The sequence below is a fragment of the Kitasatospora sp. NPDC101155 genome, assembly GCF_044768305.1.
Classification (GTDB): domain Bacteria; phylum Actinomycetota; class Actinomycetes; order Streptomycetales; family Streptomycetaceae; genus Kitasatospora.
Map to the genome: position 1 here is coordinate 403,901 of NZ_JBIWPN010000001.1, position 17,582 is coordinate 421,482.

At 72.3% G+C, this 17,582-nt stretch carries 18 protein-coding genes; 10 read left to right on the forward strand and 8 right to left on the reverse strand.

From position 1 onward, the window contains the following. The first annotated feature begins 48 nt into the window (after positions 1–48). Positions 49–576, forward strand: a complete 528-nt coding sequence (locus ACIRYZ_RS01955; RefSeq protein WP_402938240.1) for a GrpB family protein — start codon at positions 49–51, stop codon at positions 574–576. A gap of 82 nt (positions 577–658) precedes the next feature. Then, the gene (locus ACIRYZ_RS01960; protein WP_393023159.1) at positions 659–1,600 is read left to right on the forward strand and encodes a molybdopterin-dependent oxidoreductase; all 942 of its coding nucleotides are present in this window, start codon (positions 659–661) and stop codon (positions 1,598–1,600) included. A 15-nt stretch (positions 1,601–1,615) separates the two neighbouring features. Here ACIRYZ_RS01960 and ACIRYZ_RS01965 read toward each other — a convergent pair whose 3' ends face one another. Continuing rightward, complete coding sequence (locus ACIRYZ_RS01965) at positions 1,616–2,128, reverse strand: serine aminopeptidase domain-containing protein (protein WP_402938243.1); 513 nt, start codon at positions 2,126–2,128, stop codon at positions 1,616–1,618. Between the two features lie 81 nt (positions 2,129–2,209). Between ACIRYZ_RS01965 and ACIRYZ_RS01970 the strand changes: the two genes are divergently transcribed. Further along, positions 2,210–2,779 carry a TetR/AcrR family transcriptional regulator C-terminal domain-containing protein gene (locus ACIRYZ_RS01970; RefSeq protein ID WP_402938245.1) on the forward strand — a complete coding sequence of 190 codons (570 nt, stop codon included), beginning with the start codon at positions 2,210–2,212 and terminating at the stop codon, positions 2,777–2,779. Between the two features lie 67 nt (positions 2,780–2,846). On the opposite strand, the gene ACIRYZ_RS01975 is transcribed toward ACIRYZ_RS01970, so the two are convergent. The 4 genes from ACIRYZ_RS01975 to ACIRYZ_RS01990 all read right to left on the reverse strand — a co-directional run bounded on the left by ACIRYZ_RS01975 (position 2,847) and on the right by ACIRYZ_RS01990 (position 6,366). Continuing rightward, on the reverse strand, positions 2,847–3,467 hold the full coding sequence (locus tag ACIRYZ_RS01975) for a helix-turn-helix domain-containing protein (protein ID WP_402938248.1): 621 nt from the start codon (positions 3,465–3,467) through the stop codon (positions 2,847–2,849). Next, positions 3,464–4,972, reverse strand: a complete 1,509-nt coding sequence (locus ACIRYZ_RS01980) for an MFS transporter (protein WP_402938251.1) — start codon at positions 4,970–4,972, stop codon at positions 3,464–3,466. Before ACIRYZ_RS01980 ends, ACIRYZ_RS01975 begins: the two co-directional genes overlap by 4 nt. A 431-nt stretch (positions 4,973–5,403) precedes the next feature. After that, entirely contained in the window at positions 5,404–6,135 is a 732-nt protein-coding gene (locus ACIRYZ_RS01985; RefSeq protein ID WP_402938253.1) for a hypothetical protein, read from the reverse strand. A 54-nt stretch (positions 6,136–6,189) separates the two neighbouring features. After that, positions 6,190–6,366: a hypothetical protein gene (locus ACIRYZ_RS01990; protein WP_402938256.1), complete on the reverse strand. Its 177-nt coding sequence runs from the start codon at positions 6,364–6,366 to the stop codon at positions 6,190–6,192. A gap of 505 nt (positions 6,367–6,871) precedes the next feature. On the opposite strand from ACIRYZ_RS01990, the gene ACIRYZ_RS01995 reads away from it, so the two are divergent. Both ACIRYZ_RS01995 and ACIRYZ_RS02000 read left to right on the forward strand, forming a co-directional pair. Further along, on the forward strand, positions 6,872–8,086 hold the full coding sequence (locus tag ACIRYZ_RS01995; RefSeq protein WP_402938258.1) for a Mu transposase domain-containing protein: 1,215 nt from the start codon (positions 6,872–6,874) through the stop codon (positions 8,084–8,086). Positions 8,087–8,227: 141 nt separating this feature from the next. Then, the gene (locus ACIRYZ_RS02000) at positions 8,228–10,966 is read left to right on the forward strand and encodes a SpoIIE family protein phosphatase (protein ID WP_402938261.1); all 2,739 of its coding nucleotides are present in this window, start codon (positions 8,228–8,230) and stop codon (positions 10,964–10,966) included. Positions 10,967–11,035: 69 nt separating this feature from the next. On the opposite strand, the gene ACIRYZ_RS02005 is transcribed toward ACIRYZ_RS02000, so the two are convergent. Beyond that, a complete protein-coding gene (locus ACIRYZ_RS02005) occupies positions 11,036–12,100 on the reverse strand; it encodes a PP2C family protein-serine/threonine phosphatase (protein WP_402938263.1) in 1,065 nt (354 codons plus the stop codon). 500 nt (positions 12,101–12,600) lie between these two features. On the opposite strand from ACIRYZ_RS02005, the gene ACIRYZ_RS02010 reads away from it, so the two are divergent. After that, complete coding sequence (locus ACIRYZ_RS02010) at positions 12,601–13,191, forward strand: DegT/DnrJ/EryC1/StrS family aminotransferase (RefSeq protein WP_402938266.1); 591 nt, start codon at positions 12,601–12,603, stop codon at positions 13,189–13,191. A 50-nt stretch (positions 13,192–13,241) separates the two neighbouring features. Further along, positions 13,242–13,664, forward strand: coding sequence for a GNAT family N-acetyltransferase (locus ACIRYZ_RS02015; RefSeq protein WP_402938527.1), 423 nt, complete (start codon positions 13,242–13,244; stop codon positions 13,662–13,664). Between the two features lie 18 nt (positions 13,665–13,682). On the opposite strand, the gene ACIRYZ_RS02020 is transcribed toward ACIRYZ_RS02015, so the two are convergent. Continuing rightward, positions 13,683–14,279 (reverse strand): HD domain-containing protein, encoded by a 597-nt coding sequence (locus ACIRYZ_RS02020; RefSeq protein ID WP_402938268.1) that lies wholly within the window; start codon positions 14,277–14,279, stop codon positions 13,683–13,685. A 478-nt stretch (positions 14,280–14,757) separates the two neighbouring features. Then, positions 14,758–15,270: a helix-turn-helix domain-containing protein gene (locus ACIRYZ_RS02025; RefSeq protein ID WP_393039522.1), complete on the reverse strand. Its 513-nt coding sequence runs from the start codon at positions 15,268–15,270 to the stop codon at positions 14,758–14,760. A gap of 282 nt (positions 15,271–15,552) precedes the next feature. Between ACIRYZ_RS02025 and ACIRYZ_RS02030 the strand changes: the two genes are divergently transcribed. The 3 genes from ACIRYZ_RS02030 to ACIRYZ_RS02040 all read left to right on the forward strand — a co-directional run bounded on the left by ACIRYZ_RS02030 (position 15,553) and on the right by ACIRYZ_RS02040 (position 17,556). Further along, positions 15,553–15,888 carry a hypothetical protein gene (locus ACIRYZ_RS02030; RefSeq protein ID WP_402938272.1) on the forward strand — a complete coding sequence of 112 codons (336 nt, stop codon included), beginning with the start codon at positions 15,553–15,555 and terminating at the stop codon, positions 15,886–15,888. A 250-nt stretch (positions 15,889–16,138) separates the two neighbouring features. After that, entirely contained in the window at positions 16,139–17,044 is a 906-nt protein-coding gene (locus ACIRYZ_RS02035; RefSeq protein WP_402938275.1) for a hypothetical protein, read from the forward strand. Further along, positions 17,044–17,556: a hypothetical protein gene (locus ACIRYZ_RS02040; protein WP_402938278.1), complete on the forward strand. Its 513-nt coding sequence runs from the start codon at positions 17,044–17,046 to the stop codon at positions 17,554–17,556. The genes ACIRYZ_RS02035 and ACIRYZ_RS02040 overlap by 1 nt, the downstream gene beginning before the upstream one ends. The last annotated feature ends 26 nt before the right edge of the window (positions 17,557–17,582 follow it).

Below are 17,582 nucleotides of genomic sequence, written 5' to 3' on the forward strand. Positions count from 1 at the left end.
GACATCCGGGTCGGCCGGCCCGGGCCCGTGGCCGCTACCCTCCTGGTCGTGTCCACTGCGCCCGACCTCGACGAACCGGTCCACCTCGTCCCGTACGACCCGGCCTGGGAGATCCGGGGCCGGGCCCTGGTGGAACAGCTCACCGCAGGGCTCGGGGAGCCGGGCCCGTACGTCGAGGTCGAGCACATCGGCTCGACCTCCGTCCCCGGCCTGGACGCCAAGCCGGTGCTCGACGTCCAGATCGGCTGTGCGGCCGGGGACGTCGACGCGGTGGTCGGGTACGTCCGCGGGCTCGGCTTCGAGCACCTGGGCGAGGCGGGCGTCCCCGGCCGCGAGTACCTGAGGCGGCGCTCGGAGCAGCCGGCCAACGTCCATGTGGTCGTACTGCGCGGGCGGTTGTGGACCGACAACCTGCTGTTCCGCGACCACCTGCGGGCCCACCCGGAGGCGGCCGTCCGCTACGCCCGCGCCAAGCGGGCCGCCGCCCGGGCCGCCGGGCGCCTGCTCGCCTACTCGGACCACAAGGCGGCCACGGTGGCCGAACTCATGGCGGAGGCACGGGCCTCCAGGGCCTGAACTGCAACCGGAAGGCCCGCTGTCAGTGGCTCCTTGTACCGTCGATCACGGCAACAGTGATCACTGCACGGGGGCATGACGAATGATCAGGACCGATCCGGAGACGCCCGACCGCTTCACCACTCCGGTCGAGGACGTCTTCGTCCGCAACCACCTCGGCCCGCACCCGCGGCTCGACCCGGCCACCTGGGCGCTGACCGTCGAGGGCCTGGTGGAGCGACCCCTGCGGCTGGACTTCCCGAGCCTCCAGGGCCTGCCGCAGACCCGGTTCACCGCCGTCCACGAGTGCTTCGGCAATCCGCTGCGCCCCGATGTGCCGACCCGCGCCGTCACCAACCTGGAGTGGGCCGGCGTCCCGCTCGCCGCCGTGCTGGAGCTGGCCGGCCCGCGTCCGGAGGCCCGGCACGTCTGGCTGGAGGGCGCCGACCGCGGCGACTTCGCGGGGGAGAGCGGCGTGAGCTACCTCAAGGACCTGCCCCTCGACCGGGCGGGCGCCGAGGTCGTCCTCGCCCACACCATGAACGGCGAACCGCTGCGCCCCGACCACGGGTATCCGGTGCGCGCGGTGGCGCCCCTGATGTTCGGCACCAACTCGGTCAAGTGGCTGACCAGGATCGTGCTGGCCGCCGAGCGCCCCGACCACCTCTTCACCACCCGCCTGTACACCCGCGTCCTGCCCGGGGAGAGCGAGGCCCGTCCGGTCCGCGAGAAGGACGTCAGCAGCAAGCTGCTCACCCCGCGCGACGGGCGGTCCGTCCCGGCCGGAGTCTGTGAACTGGCCGGCTACGCCTGGAGTTCCACCGAGGTGACGGCCGTGGAGATCGCCGTGGACGACGCCGACTGGCAGCCCGCCGAGCTGGACCGGCGCGGCCCGCACCCCAGTTGGCAGCGCTTCCGGCTCCGGTGCGAGCTCGCCCCGGGCCCGCACCGCGTCCGCTGCCGGGCCACCGACTCCGCCGGGCGGGTCCAGCCGCTCACCGGCGACCGGAACGCCGTCCACGAGATAGCCGTGGTGGCCGAGTGACGGCTGCCGCCGCGCTCAGCGCGCGACCGGCTGGGCGGTGATCGCCGGACGGACCACGGTGAGCATCAGGTCGAGGAACCGGTCGGGGTGGCGGAAGCTCGCGAAGTGGCTGGCGTTCCGGATCAGCGCGAACTCCTTGACCGGGGCGGTGACCTCGTCGAAGAAGCGCCTGGCCGGCTCGGGCGGGGTGAGGACGTCGCTGTCGCCCTGGAAGACGAAGAACGGGATCCGGAACTCCGTCCCCTCGGCGCGCTCGTCGAAGGCCGCGGCCTCCAGCTGGAGGCGCTCGGAGAACTCCATGGCCTTCAGGTACGACCGCAGGCCGCGCAGGGTGTGCAGGGGCGAGAACCGGAGCGAGCGCACCACCACGGTCTTCATGGTGTCGAAGGAGAGCGGGTCGCTGGTGAGGACCAGCTTGTTGTACTCGCCGACGTCCTTGGTGGTCCACGTCGACCGGTCGGCGCCCATCGCCAGGGCGGCGGCCAGCTCCTTCTCCTTCTTCCGGCCCGCCGCGCGCAGTCGGCCCACGAGCGCGTCGTAGGCCGAGCGCTCCCGGCCGCCGTCGATGATGTTCTGGTCGGTGCCGACGTAACCCGAGTACAGCTCGGGGTGGTTGCGGGCCAGCCGCAGGCCGAGTTCGGCGTCTCGGCGATGGCGCTCTACCGCTACGTGCCCGGCAAGGCCGAACTGATCGAGCTGATGGTCGAGTCCGTGCTCGCCGAGGCCCCCGACCTGTCGACGGCCGGGACCGGCTGGCGGGAGCGGATCACCGAGTGGGCCCGCCGGTCCGCGGCGACCCACCGCGTCCACCCCTGGCTACTGGCCGCCACCGCCATGCGCCGTCAGCTGTTGGGCCCCAACCAGCTCGGCTGGCTCGACGCGGCCCTCGCCGCCCTGGAGCCCAGCGGGCTGACCGTGGCCGAGCAGCACCGGGTCTTCGTCCTGGTCGCGGGCCTGGTCCGCACGCTCGTCCAGCAGGACCTCGACTTCGACGAGCAGCACAGCCAGGAGTGGAACCGCCTCACCGGCGAGCTCCTGGAGCGCCACGCCGACCGCTTCCCCACCCTCACCCGCGCCATCGCGGCCGGCGCCTTCGCCCCCGACCCGGTCGACCCCTTGGAGTTCGGCCTCGCCCGGATCCTCGACGGCGTCCAGCTGCTGGTCGACCAGCCCTCCTAGCGGACCGGTCCGCCAGGACGACGGCCCGGCCCGGGGGCCGCGGGGGAGGGCGGGCCGCCCTCCCCCGCTAGGCGGTCGGGCGGCTGGCGGCCAGGAGGTCGTGGAGGAGTGGCAGCAGTTCCTCGGGCGCGGCCTTGGCGAGTTCGGCGAAGGCCCCGCTGGAGCGGGCCAGGATGATCCCGGCGAAGGCGGCCGCCGCGAGTTCGGCCCGCAGCTGGGGGCGGTCCACGTGCTCGGCGGCGAAGCGGCGGTGCAGCGGCTCGACCATCCGTTCGTGGAGGTAGGTGCGCGCGGACTGCTGGACCTCGGTGTTGTCGCCGGGCAGGACCGCGGCCATGAAGGAGGGACCGGGGCCGCGTCGGGTGAGCCGCTCCACCAGGGTGCGCAGGCGGTCGTCGTCCAGCAGGTCGGCCGGTGCCGAGTCGCCCAGCTCCATGCGGACGGTGGCCAGGTAGAGCTGGGTCTTGCCGCCGAAGTAGCGGGCGATCAGCGCCGGGTCGACGCCGGCCCGGTCGCCGATCTCCCGGATGGTGGTGCGCTCGAAGCCGCGGTCGGCGAAGAGTTCCATCGCCGCCCGGATCAGGAGCTCCCGGCTGCGGGCGGCGTCCCGGCGCCGTGGGGTCGCGGGTTCCGGCTGTCCGCCGTCCGCGACGGCGGGCCCGTCGGTCCCGGGGGCCGCCTCGGTCACCGCTCGGCTCCGGCCCGCAGCACGGGCACCTCGGCCTCGCCGGCCACGCTGTCGGCGATGCTCTCTTCCACCATCAGCTCCTCGTCCACGCGGGCACCCTTGCGGGCGGCGGTCGCGGCACTGAGCCGCGGCAGGACGATCGTAGTCAGCCCGGTCACCACCCACACCGCGCAGCCGATCAGCGCCGCGTCCCGGTAGCCGCTGTCGGCGGGCAGCAGTCGGCCCGGCGCGGTGTGCGCCTGGAGGACGGCGCCGCACAGCGCGCTGCCGGCGGAGTAGCCGACGGTGCGCAGCAGCTGGTTGAAGCTGACCGCGCTGCCGACCTCGTCGGCGGGCACCGCGTTGACGATCAGCCCCGGCATCACGGCGAAGGTGCAGCCGACGCCGAGTCCGGCGATCCCCATCACCACCAGGTGCTCCCACAGGTGGTTCCGGGCGAACAGGAAGAACAGCACCGAGATCAGCGAGACCACGCAGCCCAGCGGCAGCACCAGGGCGGAGGAGGTGCGCCGGGCCAGGGTCGGGACCACCTTGTTGGACAGCAGGCTGAGCGCCGAGAACGGCAGCAGCACCAGGCCGGCCACCACGACCGAGGCGCCCAGGCCGTAGCCGGTGCCGGTCGGGGTCTGGACGTAGCGGATCACCAGTGACAGCAGCAGGTACATCCCGACGCCCGCGATCAGACCGGCCACGTCCGCGGTCAGCACCACGGGGTTGGTCAGGCTGCGCAGCTCCACCAGTGGGTGGGCGGTGCGCAGCTCGTGCCGGACCCAGCAGACCAGTAGCAGCACCGAGACGCCTGCCACCGTCCACAGCCGGGCGCTGCCCCAGCCCCAGCTCTCGCCCTCGCTGAGCACCAGCAGCAGTCCGACCAGCGCCAACCCGAGCAGCACCGCGCCGAGCGTGTCCAGCGGGCGCCGTTCGCGGTCCGTCGTCGGGGGCAGGACCAGAACGGCCAGTGCCAGGGCCAGCGCACTGATCACGGCGCCGAACCAGAAGGCCGCGTGGATGCCGAAGGACTGGGCGATCAGGCCGGTGATCGGGTAGCCGAGGCCGACGCCGGCGACGGTGGTGATGGAGAGCAGCCCGACCGCCGAGCGGGAGGCCGCGCCGGGCAGGGCGTCCCGCGCGGTGGCGATGGCCAGCGGGGTCAGCCCGACCCCGACGCCCTGCAGCGCGCGTCCCGCGATCAGCGAGCCGAACCCGAGCGGCAGCGCGGCCAGCACGCTGCCGACCACCACCATGGCGGCGGCGGTGAGGGTGACCGTACGATGGGCCGGCCCGTCGCCCAGTCGGCCGAGCACCGGGGTGGCGACCGCCCCGACCAGCATCGTGACGGTCAGCGACCACTGCGCCTCGGCGAGCGACACGTGGTCGACGGCCGCGATGGTCGGGATCATCGGCGCACCGAGGCTGCTGATCACCGCCACCACGGCGCTGAGGAACACCAGCACGGGCACCAGGGCCCGCTCACGTCGCGTCGACAGGCCCGTTCGGGTCTCCATGGACGCGCCCTCCCTTGTCGGAGATCGAGTGTCTGACGGTTGTCATCATGCGATGTCATCAGACGATGTCATCGCATGATGACATACCCGACCCGCCGAGCAGAAGCCCGTATCGACAGGGGATCGCCGCCGCCGCGCCGGGGGACCGGGTCGGGAGCGACGATGGCCCCGACCGGAACCCGGTCGGGGCCATCGAGAACGCGGAGACGCCCCGAGACCGTCGACCGCGTTCCGCCCCGTGACCGCGGCCGGCGGCCCGGGTGGTCTTCTTGTCCGACTGCCGCTCGGATCGGCGGCACGGAGGGTTGAGGGCGAACGTGACCAGGGCGAACGGGACCAGGGGCCATCAGCGTTTCCCGCATCCGCCGGTCGGTGTCACGGTCGCGCGACGACGGCTGGACGGGCCTGCGGGGGCGGGCCCTCGGTCGGGCTCAGCGCCTTCGCCGCCGCGACACCCGGGTGGTGTGCCGTGGCGACGGACGGCGGGGGCGAGAGGTCGATGCGATCTGACGCACCAGCTGGTGCAGACAGACGGCCGAGGTGATCGGCGGCAGGCCCGCGACGATGATGTCGAGCGGATCGAGGGACGTCCGGTACACCTCGAAGGAGCACAACCCCGTCGCGATGCCGGAGAAGACGACCACCACGACCCACGCGTGCACCAGCCTGCGCGATTCCAGCGTGCTGCGCAGCGTCGAGAGGCTGCCCACCAGCCACGGCCCGTAGATGATCACCGGCCAGAGGTGGTCCATTCCGTGCGGCACCCGGGACCCGGCGAGGTCGCGCAGCGGGTTGTAGCAGAGCATCCAGTCCAGCACGCAGACGGCGGTGACCGTGACGGCCGTCAGCACCCCGAACAGCTTGCGGAAGACCAGCGGCCACGACGTCGCCGACTGCTCGCGGCGGTGCCGGACGGACGGAGCGGGCTCCCGCGTCGCCTGGTGCGGCACGGTGTCGAGCAGGTCGAGGTCGTCCAGCGACGCGTAGGCGTGGTGCGGCACGGTGTCGAGCAGGCTGAGGTCGTCCAGCACCGCGTAGGGGTGGGGCTGCCCGGGCTGCCCGCTGTCCCAGTTGACCCATCCCTCGGTGGTCGGGACGCCGAGGACGCTGGCCCCGGTCCCGAACCAGGCGGAGGACTCGCCCATCGGGTCGTACATCGCCATCTCCCAACGTTGTGCCGTCCGCTGCCTTGCTCGCCCGCCGCCGAGTCGCGCGGGTCAGCATTCGGCCGGGGCCGAGGAGCCGGCACGCTGGGCGTGGCTCTCCTGGAGGTGGCGGATCGTCCGTAGGAAGTCGGCCAGCAGCCGGGAGCAGTGCGCCAGGACGACGCGCTCCCCGTTGCGGGCCAGGTAGCCGCACTGCACGTCTCCCGCGGCATTTCGACGGTCGGGCACAAAAAGCCAGCTGCCGACGCTGCATACGGGCTCCCGGTCTGCCGGGGGCAAATTTTGCCATTGACGAATTACACCCATGTCCGGGTCAACGACGGGGATGGCCCATCGAATATCCGCAATCCGGGCGACCTTTAATAGCTCATTTCGGACATGCTACATGGAATTCCTCGGACGATCCACCAGGGCTGCCGGATTAAAGAGTCCGTATGGTGCTCCCGAAAATTCCCCACCCAGCGGAATGGTGGTCATATGTTCATAACTGCCCGCACCTGCTTGGCGATTCTCCCCGGGTGGCGCGACGGGGTGGCGCGCGCGGAGGCCGCGTCCTCCCCGGAATTCTCAACGAATCAGTGGTGTAGACATCCTGCCCGCTTCGCATCTTCCGGATACTCATGTAAGGTCTTTGGCTCGTTGGAGGAATCCGCCATCCACATGCACCCGGCATGATTTTTTAGCCGGTTTCGGCAAGGGGACTGGAATGCTCGCGAGGAAGGAATATCTGGAGATGCGGGAGCTGCATCTCCAGGGTTGGTCGATCTCGGCGATCGCCCGGCATCTGGGGCGCGATCGCAAAACGGTGCGGTCCTACCTCGGCGGTGGCCGGGTCGCGGGCGTGCGCAGTGCGACGCCGGACGCGTTCCTGCTCTTCCTGCCCTACTGCCGACAGCGGCTGGCCGATGACCCGCACCTCCTGGCGACCCGGCTGTTCGCGGAGGTGGTCGAGCTCGGCTACGTCGGCGCCTACTCCACCTTCACCCGGGCGCTCCGTCGGCACGTGCTGCGTCAGCCCTGTACGCACTGCCCGCCCGGTGGGTATCCGGGCGGGCCGGTGGACGCGTCACGAGGCGGCAAGGAGATCCGGTTCGACTGGCTCCGGTTGCCCGCCCCGCCGGCGTGGTGGGGGTGCGGTACCCACGTGCAGCTGCTGATCGGCACCCTCACCACCTCCGGTCGCTGGCGCGGCGTGCTGAGCGACGGCGACGACCTCCCGCACCTGGTGGAGGCGATCGACCGGGTGCTGCGCCGGTTCGGTGGCACCCCCGGATGCTGGCGGCTCGGCCGGACGCCGGTCGCGTGCACCGTCTCGACCGGCCAGCCGAAGCCGGCCTTCGCGCAGGTGGCCCGCTACTACGGCGCGGCGGTCCAGCTCGGTCCGGCCGACCACGTCGACCCGCCGGACGAGGCCCGGGGCGCGGTGCTGCGCGACTGGTGGAACGGCTCCGCGCGTGACATCTGGCTGACCGGTGCCCAGGACGAGCTGGATCGGCTCGCACGGTGCCAGGACACCCAGGACGACCATCGGCTGCCGGCCCTGCCGGACACCCCTTTCCCCGCGCGACTGTGCACGCACCGGGTCGTCGACCCCCAGGGGCTGGTGCCGTACCGCGACAGCTTCTATGCGGTCCAGCCCGACCTCGCCGGCGCGTTGGTGACGGTCCACCACCGGCTGGACGAGCCGTACCTGTCGATCGCCACCCCCACCGGCGCCGTCATCGCCCGCCACCGGTTCGCGCCGCCCGGGTCGGCCCGGACCATGGCCGACGGCGCCGCAACGAGCGCCCTGGAACGCCCCGCGCGCCTGGCGCGCCCCCAGATCCCCGCCTGCCGGGACGGCTGGCGGCACATGCCGCTCTCGCGGCAGGCCCTGGCCGAGGCGCAGGCGCTGCGCGCGTCCGACGGCGGACGCGCGGGGGCGGACGGCGAAGGCCCGGACCGCTGAGCGGTCCGGGCAGCCGCCGGTTCCCGGTCGGCGATCCGTCCTGCCCGCCGGGGCCTTCGCGCGTGCGTCTCCTCGGGCCGGGTGGCAGCGTGGAGGAGGGGACCCGGATGCGCGGGGACAGCCCGGACGCACACAGGGAGCATGCCCTTGAGCAAGGCACAGGACGGACCGGAGGAACACCGGTCCGCTCGTGGGCGACTGCGCTCGCGGCTGCGGGCGCGCAGTGTCGCCGGGCAGGTGTTCCTGTGGCTACTGGTCGTGGTGGTGCTGCTGGTCGGCGCTGCGCTGACGACGCTCATCCTGCAGGCCCGCAGCTACGCCATCAGTGATGCCGGGCACAGCACGCGCGCCGCGGCCGTCACGTTGTCGCGCTATCCCGGGCTGGCGGCTGCTCTGGACAGCGCCGATCCGCCCGCGGTGCTGCAGCCCCTGGCCGTGGACGTGCAGAAGAGCGGCGGCTTCGACTACATCGTGATCTTCGGCACCGACGGGACCCGCTACGCCCAGACCGCCCATCCCGAGCTGATCGGACAGCACGTCTACGGCGACTACCAGGATTCCCTGAAAGGGCCGTACACCACGACCGAGAACATACCGCTGGGACCCGATGTGGACACCACCGTGGCGGTGACCAGGCCGGACGGTTCGGTCGCCGGGTTCCTCTCGGTGGGGTACTACGTCAAGAACACGACCGGCGCGGTGAGCCGGCAGCTGCCGGTCCTGTTCGGCGGCGCGGCGGCCGCGCTCGCCGTGGGCACGGGCGGGGCGGTGCTGGTGCGGCGGCGGCTTCGCCGCCAGACGCACGGCCTGGGCCCGGCCGAGATGACGCGGATGTACGACCACCACGACGCGGTGCTGCACGCGGTGCGCGAGGGCGTGCTGATCGTCGGCGGGGACGGGCGGGTGGTGCTGGCGAACGACGAGGCCCGGCGGCTGCTGGAGCTGCCGGACGAGCTGGAGGGGCGGCCGGTCACCGAGCTGGGGCTCGATCCCGGGCTGGCCGAGCTGCTGGTGTCGGGGCGGGCCGCCACCGACGAGGTGTACCCGGCCGAGGAGCGTCTGCTCGCCGTGAACAACCGTCCGACCGCGCCGTTCGGCGGCAGTGCCGGCAGTGTCGCGACGATCCGGGACACCACCGAGCTGCGGGCGCTGGCCGGGCAGGCCGAGGCGGCGCGGGCCCGGCTGAAGCTGCTCTACGACGCCGGGCTGCGGGTCGGCACCACCCTGGACATCGTGCGGACCACCCAGGAGCTGGTCGACGCGGTGGTGCCACGCTTCGCGGACTTCGTCACGGTCGAGCTGGCCGAGGCGGTGCTGCGCGGAGACGAGCCGCTCCCGGGCACGGGCGTCGCGGGGGGCCCGCGGATCCGCCGGGTGGCCGCCGGCGGCATCCGCGAGGACCGGCCGTTCTACCCGGTGGGCTCGCAGATCAGCCCGCTGCCCGGCACACCGGAGGCCCTCGCCCTGGGGAGTGGGCGCGCCGCGCTCGCCGACGACCTGCGCCAGGCACACGCCTGGCGGGCACGCGACCCGCGGACCGCCGACCGGATCCTCGCGTACGGGGTCCACTCGCTGATCTCCGCGCCGCTCAAGGCGCGCGGCCTGACCCTGGGCACGGCCACCTTCTGGCGCGCGGGGCAGTCCGCACCGTTCGGGGAGGAGGACGTCTCCTTCGCCGAGGAACTGGTCGCCCGCGCGGCGATGTCCGTCGACAACGCCCGCCGCTACACCCGCGAACACCGGATGGCCGAGGCCCTGCAGCGCAGCCTGCTGCCCCGCGGGCTGCCCGAGCAGAACGCCCTGGCGGTGGCCTACCGCTACCTGCCCGCGCAGCGGGGCGTCGGCGGGGACTGGTTCGACGTCGTCCCGCTGCCCGGCTTCCGCGTGGCCCTGGTCGTCGGCGACGTCGTCGGCCACGGCCTGCACGCCGCCGCCACCATGGGCCGACTGCGCACCGCCGTCCTCAACTTCGCCACCCTCGACCTGCCCCCGGACGAGCTGCTCGCCCGCCTCGACGAACTGGTCGCCCGCCTCGACCAGGGAGAACCCGCCGAGGACGACAGGACGAGGGCGGTCACGGGCGCCACCTGCCTGTACGTGATCTACGATCCGGTCTCCGGGCACTGCGCCATGGCGCGGGCGGGCCACCCGCCGCCCGCCCTGGTCCGCACCGACGGCAGCGTGGAGTACGTGGACCTGCCCGCCGGGCCACCACTCGGCGTGGGCGGCCTGCCCTTCGAGACCACCGAACTCCGGCTGGCACCCGGCACCGCACTGGTCCTCTACACCGACGGACTCGTCACCGGCCGCGAGCGCGACCTGGAGAACGGACTCGCCGCGCTGCACCGCTCCCTGGCGCAGGCCCCTGCCGACGGATCCCCGGAGGAGATCTGCCGGGCCGTGTCCGACGCGCTGGTCCCGCCGCACCCGAGCGACGACATCGCCCTCCTCGTCGCCCGCACGCGGCTGTTCGAGCCGTCCCAGGTGGCCACCTGGGACGTGCCGTACGAGTTCGCCGCCGTCTCCCGCATCCGCAACGCATGCGGCGACCAGCTGACCGCCTGGGGACTGGAGGAACTGGGCTTCACCGCCGAGCTGATCCTCAGCGAGCTGATCACCAACGCCCTCCGCTACGGCGCCGAGCCCATTCGCGTGCGCATGCTGCGCGACACCAGCCTGGTCTGCGAGGTCTCCGACGCCGGCAGCACCGCGCCGCACCTGCGCTACGCCGCCACCATGGACGAGGGTGGCCGGGGCCTGTTCCTGGTGGCCCAGATCGCCGAGCGGTGGGGGACCAGGTACACGGCCCGCGGCAAGATCATCTGGGCCGAGCAGCCACTGACCGCACCGGAGTTCCAGTTCGAGGCGATGCTGCTGTAGGGCCTGTGTGGCGGAGGTGGTCCTGGGCGCTGGTGCGGTCGTCGAGCCCGGCGAGGATCATGCCCCTGATCAGGCGACGCGGGGAGGGCGGTGGCACCGGGTGACCACCAGGATGGCCATGTCGTCGCCGCGTTCGCCCTCGGTCCAGTGGCCGACGTCTTCGGTGAGGGCATCCACCACCGCATCGGGGTCACCGAACAGCCTGCGCATGTGCTCCGAGGCGAGCGGATCGTAGAAGGCCCCCCGCCTGTCCCGTGCCTCGGTGACGCCGTCGGTCACCAGCAGCAGCGAGGCCCCCGGGGGCAGCCGCACGACATCGGCGGGTACGGAGCCGGCATGAGTGAGATCGCTCAGCCCCAGGCCGAGGGGCAGCTGCGGGACGGCCGGGTCGAGCCGCGCGAGCTGTCCGTCGTGAATCAGGTACGGGGGCGGATGCCCGTGGTTCACCAGGCTCACCACCGCGCCGTCGGCGGAGAACTCGGCCAGCACGGCGGTGATGAAGCCCTCCATGGAGGGCACTGGGCCGCTCCGGGCGGTATGCCTGGTCACCGCCTCGTCCATCCTCCGTCCCAACGTGACCAGGCTGGGAGCGTACTCGGCCTCCTGCCGGAAGGCTCCGATCGCGATCGACACGGCGGCCACAGCCGCAAGGCCCTTGCCCCGCACGTCGCCGATGATCATCCGCACCCCGAACGGTGTCTCCTGTACCGCGAAGAAGTCACCGCCGATCCGCGCCTCGGCCTGCGCCGCCGTATAGCCCGCGGCCACGGTCAGTGGCCCGATGTTCGTCGGCGGCTCCGGGAGCACCGCCCGCTGGACCCTCTCCGCGACCTTCCTGGCCAGTGCCAGATCGCGCCCTTGCCGCACGATCAGCCGGTTGACCGCGAGAGCCAGCACGCCGATCACGCCGACCACGGCGAGATCGACGATCAGCGGTGTCGCCGGACGCCCGCGATCGACGTCCACCAACACCGAGGCCACGCACGTGAGACACACGACGACGAGCGCGGCGCGGAAGGAGAGCGTGGCACCCGCGATGAGCGGTGCGGCTGCCAGCAGCGGGAGCCCCGTGTACGGCTGGGGCGCGAAACGATCCAGGAGGACGCCGACCACGAGGACCAGCGCCGCGAGCATCCACGGGGCCTTCGCCAGAGTGGGTCGCAGGACTTTCACGGTGCACCTCCCGTCCCGGCCGGTCAGGGCCCGGAGCGCGGGCCCCGGCCAGCCTGTCACATCAGGGACTTACACGATCTTTCGGACACGCTCGTGGTCGCCCGCAGGGCCTGCGACCCGGCCGGCCGATGTCGGTCAAGGGCGGAGATGTCATCGAGGGTGCCGCCGCAATGATCTGATTGATCATCAAACTCGGTGTTTGTCCGGGTTGTTGTGCAGCCTCACTGCATGTCCGCCGGACGTGCGGTCGGGCCGCGCGAACTGCAATGTGCCTTGAGTGGAATCGGGGCGCCGGTGCACCATTCCAGCTGGTCATGCTCACGGACGAGGGCTGATCAGGCTGGAGCAACACGTCGATCCACGCGGCACCCTCTCCGTGGTCGAGTCCGGCGCGACCACGGACTTCGCCATCCAGCGCGTCTACTACATGTACGGGCAGTCGGAGTCGGCGCCACCCCGTGGTGAGCACGGGGAGCGCGGCCTACCGGGAACTGCGGGCCGACCTCGACGCGGCCGTGCGCCGGGTCGCCGCCTCCGGCCACTACCTGCTCGGCGCCGAACTGGAGGCGTTCGAGGCGGAGTTCGCCGAGTACTGCGGCAACGGGCACTGCGCCGGGGTCGGCAGCGGCAGTGCCGCGCTGGAGCCGGCGCTGCGCGCGCTGGGCATCGGACCCGGCGACGAGGTGGTGGTGCCCGCGCACACCTGCATCGCCACCTGGCTGGCCGTGTCCGCCGTCGGGGCCGGACCGGTGCCCGTCGATCCCACGCCGGACGGGCTGTCCCTGGACCCGGCCCTCGTCGAAGCGGCGCTCACCCCCCGGACCAGGGCCGTGCTGCCCGTGCACCTGTACGGGCATCCGGCCGATCTGGATCCGCTGCTGGCGATCGCCGAACGGCACGCCCTGGCCGTCGTCGAGGACGCCGCGCAGGCGCACGGCGCCCGCTACCGGGGCCGCCGGAGGTCGTCCGGCTGCCCCGGTACACCCGTGCCGACCAGGACGAGATCTTCGGCCCGGGCGACGACCCCTACAGCGTCGGCAACCTCGGACTGACCTTCCGGCCCAAGGAGATCCACGACCGGCTCGTCGCCCACATCGGCCTGGTGCCGATCCCGCTCAGCGTCGGTGACGCGGAGCTCGCGGTCGTCGGCATGGGCGGCCTCGCCGTCGCCCCCGGCAGGCGCGACGGCAGCCTCGCGCGCGCCCTGCTCGAAGCCGCGTTCGACCACGCGCGCACGCTCGGCTCCGCGCATGCGCTGGCGTTCTGCCGCCCGAGGCTCGTCCCCTACTACGAGCGGCGGGGATTCCACGAACTGGCTGCGGAGGTGACGGTGGAACAGCCCGGAGGGCGGCTCGTGGTGATGCCGCTGCGCACGATCTGGGCGCCGCTGCACGACGGTGCCGAGTGGCCCGCGGGCGGCGGTGCGGCTGCGCTCGCTGCCGATCTGGGCCGGCAGGGGCCACGGAACGAAGAAGGCTCCGACCGGAAGCCCGGTCGTGGCCGATCGTCCGGGCACCGGCCGTGAGCTGGGCCGGTGCAGCCCTCAGGCGTCCAGCGGGTTCGCGGCGATCCTGGCGGCGATGCCGTTGCGCATCGACGCCGCCGCCGAGCTGTCCGGCTTGCGCAGCGCCTGCTCACGGAAGCACGACACGAACTCGTCGCCGAGGCCGAGGCGGGGGTGGCGTGCGAGCACTTCGCCCCGGAAGGCGGCGGTGAAGTCGTCCACGTTCCGGCCCGAGATGTCCAGGCTGGTGGAGCGTTCGAGCAGGTGGCCCTCGGGGTCGTCGGCCACGTCGACCTGATCCCACATGTGCCGGACGATCACCTCGGCCAGCCGCGTGCGGCGCGCCGCCGGCCATCCGGCACCGGCCGCGAACACCCACGCCACGTGTCCGCCGGCTTCGTCGAATGCCACGGTGTGGCTGTCGAACTCACGCACCAGGCCGATGTCATGGAACATCGCGGCCACGTACAGCAACTCCGCGTCGAACGAGATGCCCTGGGACGTGCCGTAGGCCGCCGCCCACAGGTAGGCCCGCACGGAGTGGTTCAGCAGTGCGGGGGAGCAGTAGGCGGAGGCCACTTCCCGGGCGGTGGCGCACGCGTCGGTGTCGGGGATCACAAGATCATCGAGTTTCACGTCAGTGATTATCCGTGTCGTCGGACCGTCGGACCGTCGGACCGTCAGGCGGTCGAGGCCGTGGCCTCCGTGACTCCCGTCGGGCGCCAGCTGGATCCGGCCGCGTCGAGGATGCCGGAACGGGCCACCGGGTGGCCGAGACCTTCTTGACGTGCGAGGAGACATCCCGTTCGGCGCGAGCATCCACGCCCACTCCCGGGTCGTGCCGGGCCGGGACCGGGCCGGTGCCATCCGCTCGCCGGCGACCGGAACGCCGTCCACGAGATACGGGTCGCCGTCGAGGTCGGTACGGTACTGGCTGGGCGGTGATCGCCGGGCGGACCGTGGTGAGCATCAGGCCGAGGAACTGGTCGGGGTGCCGGAAGCCCGCGAAGTGGCTCGCGTCGCGGATCAGGGCGCTCATGGGCCCCCACCAGTTCGGCCGGCTCGATGCCGCCCTCGCGGTCCTGCACTGTCGTGACGTCGTGCGGGGATGCCCTCAGCGGTGGAGCAGGGTGCGGCGGCGGTCGTCGCGGGAGAGCCGGTCGGCCAGGGCGGCGAGCGGCAGTTCGGGCTGGACGGCCAGGACGGCGCCGAGCAGCCGTACGGCGCTGGGCTGTCCCGAGCACGCGGCCAGCAGGGTCGCGGTGATCCGCGGCTCCCACCGGGCGGGATCGGCCAGGCTGAGCCGGCGGAGGGTCGACACGACCTCGGAGTCGGTCAGCAGCCCTTTCTCCTCGTCGGGGAGGAGGAAGCCGTCCTGGTGCCCGGGATCGCACCGGGCGGGCGTGGTCGCCGCGTGCAGGAAGCCGGAGGCGTGGTCCCCGTCGAGGCCGAGGCCCTTGATCAGCTCTCGCAGGGTGTTGCCGCGGGGCCGACTGCAGCCCCGTTCCAGGTTGCTGATCGCACGGGCCGTGATTCCGGATCGTTTCCCGAGTTCCTCCTGGCTGAGGCCGTGGAGGACGCGGGTACGGCGCAACAGCGCGCCGAAGCTTTCGACCTGCTCTGACACGAATCCCCCCGTGGTCGGTGGCGAGGCAGGTTTGGCTCGGGCGGTGCAGTTCGAGCAGTGCAGTCTAAACAGTAACGGGGCGGCAAAGATGGTGTGATGCACATCACATGTCGCAGTGGTCGGAGTGCGGCGCTCCGGTCCGCTGGGTCTCCGGGAATTCTTCCGGCTATCTTCCGTGGAATTTCGTGTATAAATTCCTGTTCCCGCCCCGATCGTTTCTGCAGAATTGCTGCCGCGAACGGCCGTTCGGCTGATCGCAGGTCAAGGATCCAGGGAGGGTAAATGCGCAAGATCGCGACCACCGTCGCCGCTGGTCTGCTGAGCCTGGGCGCACTCGGGGCCGGCAGCGGGGTGGCCGAGGCCGGGCAGTGGGGCGGCTACGACACCCGCGACGGCGGTGTGGCTCTGCGCGACTGTGCGTGGGCGAGCTGCGGCCTGCACGGCCGCGGCTACAGCGACCAGCACGCGTACATCTACTGCTACGTCTTCGGCCAGAGCATCAACGGCGACGCCGGCTGGGCGGACCACGACCACTACCTTGCGGACTGGTCGTACTACGGCCGCTACTACAGTGCGGACAACTACATGACGTGGGGCGGCAGCATCTACAAGTGCTGAACCGGTGCGGTGCGCACGGAGCGGAATCGACCGCTTCGTGCGCACCGCGCATTCGGCGTGCCGCCGGATGGGTCGTCCGACGCGGCGTCCGATATGCCGTCCGATGCGTCGTTCGACGCACCGGAAGTTCTCCTGAAATATCGCGGATACGGCGGTCCCGGCCGCCCGTCTCTGATTGAATCGGTACGAGAGCCTTCGACGGTGAATGATCACTGAATTCGATCACCGTCCGACCAGGGGGGTGGAATTCGTGGTGCGAGCCCGCGGGCTGCGACGATTCGGCGCGGCTGTCGTCCTGGCGGGGCTGGCCACCGGCTGTGGGGGTTCCGGCGGGGGTGGCAGCCATGACGCCGCGCTGGCCGAACCCGCCCTTCCCGCCGTGCTGACCGAGCCCTCCGACGGGGCGGCGGTTCCGCTGCCCCTCGACGGATACGCCGTCAGCAGCGCGGACTCGGCGCTGATCTTCCAGGCCCGGGAGGCGGCCACCCGGACGTGCATGAAGTCGAAGGGCTTCGACTACGCGCCTGCCGTGTTCCCGGCCGCGCCCCCGCCGTCCCCGCTCGACCCCGACTTCCTCGGCATCCTCTCGGCCGCGGCGGCCCGGCAGACCGGCTACCACCGCCCGCCCCCGCCCGCCGGGCAGGGCGCCGTCCAGCAGCAGCGCAACGACAGCCCCGAGTACCGCAAGGCCCTGGAGGGCTCCGGGGGCATGCCCGGAGCCGCTGAGCAGGCGCCCGACCGGGGCTGCATGGCCGCGTTCGATCAGCAGCCCGGTGCGACGCCCGCCGCCCCCGCCAAGGACGACGTCGTCGGCGGGCTGAGGTCCAAGGCGTACGAGCACGCCACCGGGGACAGTCGGGTCAAGGCCGCGATCACCAAGTGGGCGGGCTGCATGACCGGGCAGGGATACCACTACTCCACGCCGACACAGGCCAGTTCGGCCGCCTGGGCGGACCCGGCCTCGCAGCAGGAGAAGGACACCGCGGCGGCCGACATGGCGTGCAAGACCCAGGCCCAGCTGCTGGGCACCTGGTACGCGGTCGAGGCGGGGTACCAGACCGAGCTCATCCAGCAGAACGAGCCAGCCCTGCAGGCGGTCAAGGACCGGGCGAACCAGCGAGTCGCCACGGCCAAGAAGGTACTCGGGGCGGGCTGATGGCGCTCTCACGCAAGCGGGTGCTGCTGCCGCTCGGCCTGCTGGTCGCCGGGGTGTGCGGGGTCGGCTTCCTGGTCGGCAGCCCCGACCACTCCCGTGCCGACACGTCCTGGACCCCGCAGCAGGACCAGGTCCGGCAGCGCTATCTCGCCTACTGGGACGCGCTGTTGCAGGCCAACGCCTCCGGCGACGCCGACGCCCCGGCGCTGGCCGGCGCCGCGGCGAGCAACCAGCTGAACGTCGTTCGGCAGAACGTGGAGCACCTGCACGGCCAGGGCGCGGCGGCCAGGGGCACCGTCGGGCACGCGGTGCGCGGCATCTCCGTCGAGGACGGCGTCGCGACCCTGGTGGACTGCGTCGACGTGCGGAACTGGGTCCAGTACGACCTTGCCACCGGCGCACAACGGGCCGGGCAGATGATCGATCGTCCCAATCAACTGGCAAGCTACACCTTGGCATTGAAAGATGGTCAGTGGATGGTGACGGACAGCAAAACGGGCGGGACGTGCTGAACGGGCGGGTCCCGGACCGTGGGCGC